This is a genomic window from Nonomuraea sp. NPDC005983 (assembly GCF_040614375.1).
Taxonomy (GTDB): domain Bacteria; phylum Actinomycetota; class Actinomycetes; order Streptosporangiales; family Streptosporangiaceae; genus Nonomuraea.
This window is the reverse complement of record NZ_JBEXUP010000263.1, coordinates 1-5,093: the sequence shown is the minus strand read 5'-3', so window position 1 is coordinate 5,093 and position 5,093 is coordinate 1. Positions and strand designations below refer to the sequence as shown.

Annotated in this window: 7 protein-coding genes and 1 pseudogene; 5 read left to right on the top strand and 3 right to left on the bottom strand. The window is 71.3% G+C overall.

Going from position 1 to position 5,093, the window contains the following annotated elements; all coding sequences use genetic code 11:
* Nucleotides 1–20: 20 nt before the first annotated feature.
* Together ABZ297_RS46260 and ABZ297_RS46255 are read right to left on the bottom strand one after the other, a co-directional pair.
* Nucleotides 21–545 (bottom strand): hypothetical protein, encoded by a 525-nt coding sequence (locus tag ABZ297_RS46260; RefSeq protein ID WP_355360819.1) that lies wholly within the window; start codon nt 543–545, stop codon nt 21–23.
* A complete protein-coding gene (locus ABZ297_RS46255) occupies nt 542–1,324 on the bottom strand; it encodes a MerR family transcriptional regulator (RefSeq protein WP_355360816.1) in 783 nt (260 codons plus the stop codon). Before ABZ297_RS46255 ends, ABZ297_RS46260 begins: the two co-directional genes overlap by 4 nt.
* A 162-nt stretch (nt 1,325–1,486) precedes the next feature.
* Between ABZ297_RS46255 and ABZ297_RS46250 the strand changes: the two genes are divergently transcribed.
* The 5 genes from ABZ297_RS46250 to ABZ297_RS46230 all read left to right on the top strand — a co-directional run bounded on the left by ABZ297_RS46250 (nt 1,487) and on the right by ABZ297_RS46230 (nt 4,754).
* The gene (locus ABZ297_RS46250; RefSeq protein WP_355360822.1) at nt 1,487–1,894 is read left to right on the top strand and encodes a YciI family protein; all 408 of its coding nucleotides are present in this window, start codon (nt 1,487–1,489) and stop codon (nt 1,892–1,894) included.
* Complete coding sequence (locus ABZ297_RS46245) at nt 1,895–3,166, top strand: sigma-70 family RNA polymerase sigma factor (RefSeq protein WP_355360813.1); 1,272 nt, start codon at nt 1,895–1,897, stop codon at nt 3,164–3,166.
* A gap of 84 nt (nt 3,167–3,250) precedes the next feature.
* A complete protein-coding gene (locus ABZ297_RS46240; protein ID WP_355360810.1) occupies nt 3,251–3,622 on the top strand; it encodes a hypothetical protein in 372 nt (123 codons plus the stop codon).
* A 44-nt stretch (nt 3,623–3,666) separates the two neighbouring features.
* Nucleotides 3,667–3,972 carry a metalloregulator ArsR/SmtB family transcription factor gene (locus ABZ297_RS46235; RefSeq protein ID WP_355360807.1) on the top strand — a complete coding sequence of 102 codons (306 nt, stop codon included), beginning with the start codon at nt 3,667–3,669 and terminating at the stop codon, nt 3,970–3,972.
* Nucleotides 3,969–4,754, top strand: coding sequence for an SRPBCC family protein (locus tag ABZ297_RS46230; protein ID WP_355360804.1), 786 nt, complete (start codon nt 3,969–3,971; stop codon nt 4,752–4,754). Before ABZ297_RS46235 ends, ABZ297_RS46230 begins: the two co-directional genes overlap by 4 nt.
* A gap of 44 nt (nt 4,755–4,798) precedes the next feature.
* Here ABZ297_RS46230 and ABZ297_RS46225 read toward each other — a convergent pair.
* Nucleotides 4,799–5,093 (bottom strand): annotated as a pseudogene (locus tag ABZ297_RS46225) (hypothetical protein); the annotation flags it as partial.

Genomic DNA, 5,093 nt, shown 5'->3' with positions numbered 1-5,093 from the left:
CCGCGCCCGGCCGCACGGGCCTACGCCCTCCTGACCGGCTGGCGCAGCAGCGTGCGCGGCGACGGATCGTCCAGCGGCGTCAGATACACCTCATGGTGCGGACCGTTGGGCACCAGCCCCTCAGCGGCCATGAACTTCTCCATCACCTCCAGGGACAGATGCTCCTCACTGAACGGGCCCGCGTGCACCAACTCCACGCACCACCCCTCGGTCTGCGTCACGACGCGAACCCGGTCCACCGCCGCCCCCGACGGACGGGCAGCCTCCCGCGCCCGCTCCAACTCCCCCGCCTCCGGCGCCCCGGCCAGCGGCAGCAGCAGATGCCAGCGCCACTCCTGCCGCGGCACCTGAAGCGGCGGACGCTCGTCCTCCACCCACCACAGACCCTCCAGCGGCCCCGCAGGGCCGCCCATCTGCGACACGACGGTGTACAGGGCGCGGATCGCCGCCAGATGCTCGGCCCCGCCCGGCTCACCGAGACCGGTGACGTTCAGACAGGTCACCGACGGCACCGTAGTCAGCTCAGGGGTCAGTTCAGGGGTCATGACTGCTCCTCCAAAGGGATCATCAGATGAGTGACAAGCTGGTCAGGCGAGACGACGGCCGGATCCGACACGTACACCTCACGAATCGGGCCACCCAGCGGGTGAAGCCGCTCGGCACACCAGGCCAGCACGGCGTGCGCGGTCAACGAGATCTGGTCGTACGGCCCCACATGCGTCGCGCAGGCGAACGTCCCACCAGGCAGGACCTCCACCTCCGCACCCCCGCCCGGGCACAGGGCGCCCGGTTCGAGCGCCACGGCGACCGCGATGTCGAACACGTCCCCCAGATCGACGGGGAACAGCCCGATCACCTGCCCGCCACCAGCCTCGGCCATCAGCCGAGCCACGGCCGCCGAGGTCGCCCGCCCCACGTCAGCCGGGCCCGCCGCCCGCTCACGCAGGACCGCCACGCGCCGCGCAGGCTCGGCGACGACGCGCACCTGCGCCGACGGCAGCCCCTCGGCCATCACCCGTTCCAGCGACGCCAGCGTCCGCTTCCTGCGCGCCAGCTCGGCCTCCAGCGAGACACGCACCTCTCCCAGCGCGCCCGCCGCCCCCGACAGCACCTGACCGATCACCGCCAGCGGCACATCGAGCGAGCGCAACAACCCGATCGACAACGCCGCCCGCGCCTGCGAGGCACGGTAGTAGCGGTAACCCGTCTCGCCGTCAACGAAAGCGGGAGCCAGCAGGCCCAACTCGTCGTAGTGCCGCAACTGCTTGACACTGAGACGGCTGAGCCGGGCGAACTGCCCGATCGGCAGCAGATCCTCGTCCACGCCTCAAGCATGGGCTCTCCCACGAAGGGAGAGTCCAGCCGCGAACCCCGTACGATGACCGCGCAGACCGCGAGCCGATGTCCGGAACGCGTCCGCGGCCCCGACGTCTCTGATGACAGGCCCCCACAGGAGCCGGCACAAAGGAGAGACACCGTGAAGTACATGATCCTGACCTACGGGTCGCAGCAGGACTACGACGGCATGGCCGGCCAGGCCACCGGCGAACCCGCCTGGTCCGCCGAGGACTTCGCCGCGATGGGCGCCTTCATGGACTCCTTCAACAAGGACCTGGAAGAGTCCGGCGAACTCGTCGAAACCCGAGCCTTGGCCGCCCCCGTCCACACCAGGAGACTCGGCTCCAAGGACGGCGCCCCCGTCGTCACCGACGGCCCCTACGCCGAAACCCAGGAAGTCCTGGCCGGCTACTGGATCGTCGAATGCGACAGCTTCGACCGCGCCACCGAGATCGCCGCCCGGCTCGGCGACTGCCCCGCCCCGCCCCACGTCACCGCCACCGCCTACGCCGACATCAGGCCGATCGCCGAATCCCGGGCCGAACTCGAACTCTGAATGCCCGCCACCGACGCCGAGGACCTGCTGCGCCACCTCGCGCCGCAGGTCCTCGGCGCGGTCGTACGCCGCTACGGCAACTTCGACACCGCCGAAGACGCCACCCAGGAGGCGCTGCTCGCCGCCGCCACCCAATGGCCCAAGGACGGCACCCCCGACAACCCCCTGGCCTGGCTCATCACCATCGCCGCACGCAGACTCACCGACCTGCTACGCAGCGAACAGGCCCGCAGACGCCGCGAAGATACCGTCGCCAGCCGGACCCTGCCCGACCAGCGGCCGGCCCCCGCCGCCGACCAACCGGCAGCCGACACCGACGACACCCTCATCCTGCTGTTCATGTGCTGCCACCCCGCCCTGTCACCCGCCTCCCAGATCGCCCTCACCCTGCGCGCCGTCGGCGGCCTGACCACCGCGGAGATCGCCCGCGCCTTCCTCACCCCGCAAGCCACCATGACCCGGCGCATCACCCGCGCCAAACAACGCGTCAAAGACAGCGGCCTCCCCTTCACCATGCCAACCGGCCCCCAGCGCGCCCAGCGCCTCGACGCCGTCCTGCACGTCCTCTACCTGATCTTCAACGAGGGCTACGCCAGCACCTCAGGGCCCAGCCTGCACCGCGTCGAACTGTCCGCCGAAGCGATCCGCCTGGCCCGCATCGTCCACCGGCTGCTGCCCGACGACGGCGAGACAACCGGGCTGCTCGCCCTGATGCTCCTCACCGACGCCCGCCGGCCCGCCCGCACCGGACCCGACGGCGAACTCATCCCCATGGCCGAACAGGACCGCACCCTCTGGAACGCCGGCCACATCACCGAAGGCGTCGCCCTCGTCACCCACGCCCTCTCCCACGGACCACCCGGCCCCTACCAGCTCCAAGCCGCCATCGCCGCACTCCACGACGAAGCCCCCGACGCCGAAACCACCGACTGGCCACAGATCACCGCCCTGTACGAACTGCTCATGCGCCTGAGCGACAACCCCATGGTCAGGCTCAACCACGCCGTCGCCGTCGCCATGACCCACGGCCCGCACGCCGGGCTCACCCTGCTCGCGCACCTCGACACCGACCAGCGCATCGCCACCGACCACCGCCTGCACGCCGTCCGCGCCCACCTGCTGGAAATGACCGGCGACCACGCCGCCGCCCGCGACTCCTACCAAGCAGCCGCCCGGCGCACCACCAACCTGCCGCAACAGCGCTACCTGCACACCCGAGCCGCCCGCCTGACCGGCCCCCCTGACGTCACAGGCTGCAAGGCGGAACCATGAGCTCCTCGGCGAGCCAGGTGTCCATACTGGCCGCGACGACCTAGAGTGACCCGTCGGCCCCGCCCGATCCCCAGGGGAGACGCGATGGACACCGGCACGCTCGCAGTACCCGGCGCCGACCTCCACCACGAGGTACGCGGCCGCGGACCGGCCCTGCTGCTCATCAACGGCGGCGACGCCGCCATGTACGGCCTGCTGGCGCCCCTGCTCGCCGACCACCACACCGTCATCACCTACGACGCGCGCGGCAACTCCCGCAGCCCCCTGACCGGCCCGCCCCGCGAGCAGCGCATCGAGGAGCACACCCGCGAACTCGGCGTGCCGTTACCGGCCGAGCCTTCCGGGGAGATGCCGGCGCGCGTCCAGGCCAACGTGGAGGTGTCGCTCGCCTACGAGCTGCGCTCCTTTCACCCGGACGGTTTCGCCGAGGTCATGTGCGGGGTCCTCCACCCCTGAACATGCGCTTGCAGGCATATAACCAATAGCGTATGTTCGGGCGTATGCGCTTCGACGTGCTCGCAGAGCCCGCGCGACGGCAGATCCTCGACCTGCTGCTCGAACGTCCGCGCCTGGTCGGCGAACTCACCGACCGGCTCGGCCTCACCCAGCCCGGCACATCCAAGCACCTGCGCGTCCTGCGCGAGGCCGGGCTGGTGACCGTCCGCAAGGACGCCCAACGCCGCTGGTACGAACTGTGCCCGCAACCACTCGCCGAGATCGACGCCTGGCTCACCCCCTACCGGAGACTGTGGGCCGGCAGCCTCGACTCACTGGAACGCCACCTCGACACCATGGAGGACGAATGAACGAGAAACTCACCATCACCCCCGACGGCCGCACCACCCTGCACATGGAACGCCGCCTGCCCCACCCGCCCGCCAAGGTGTGGCGGGCCATCACCGAACCCGAGCACCTGGCCCGCTGGTTCCCCGCCGAGATGCACATCGACGGCGACAAGGTCAGCTACGGCTTCGGCCCCGACGGCGTGGTCACCCGCAACGACTCGCCCCGCGTCCTCGCCCACACCTGGGGCCAGGACGAGCTGCGCTGGGAACTGCGCCCCGACGGCGACGGCACTGTCCTGATCTTCACCCACACCTTCGCCGACCGCTACGGCGCCGCCAGCTTCGCCGCCGGCTGGCACACCTGCATCGCCGGACTCGGCGCCCTGCTCGCCGGCAGGCAGACCCGTCTCCCGGCCGACACCGCGCACCTGCACGAGCACTACGTCGCGATCCTCGGCCTGACCTCCGGCACCGTCAAGGACGGCGTCGTCCGGCTCGAACGCCAGCTCACCCGGCCCGCCGAAGAGGTCTGGCAGGCCCTTGACGGCGACCAGGTCACCGTCGGCGCGCCGCCGCCCGCCCCGTTCGCCATCCCGGGCCCGCCGGCCGGCCCGGTCACGCGCGCGGAGGCGGCCAAGCTCCTGGAGTACGGGACGCAGGACGGCACCGTGCACTGGGAGCTGACCACAGGCACCGGCCACGGCGCCCGCCTGATCATCACCCAGACCGGCGACACGAGCACCCTGCCCGCCTGGCGCGCCCGCATCGAGGACCTGGCCGTGACTCTGGCCTCGTCGAGGTAGGGGTTCCGGGTGGGTGAGGGTGGGAGTTCACCCACCCTCAGCCTTTACAAAGTAAGTTTCAATCCGAGAGCGGCGGCCGTGACGGCGCGGGCCCGGTGCGGGGACGTCAGCAGGTCGACCGAGTCCGACAGCTGGTCCACGCAGCCCACCACCGGCAACCCCCTCACCACCGGGTCCGCCACCGACGCCATCAGCGCCTCGGCGAACCGGTCGCCGCCGATGACCCGGAAGGGACGGTCGTGGAAGGGCCGCACCCGCTCGTCCTGCCGCTCGGCCAGCGCCACCCGGTTCTGCAACGCCGCCAGGCGCTCGTAGGCGGCCACCAGGCCCTCCTCCCGC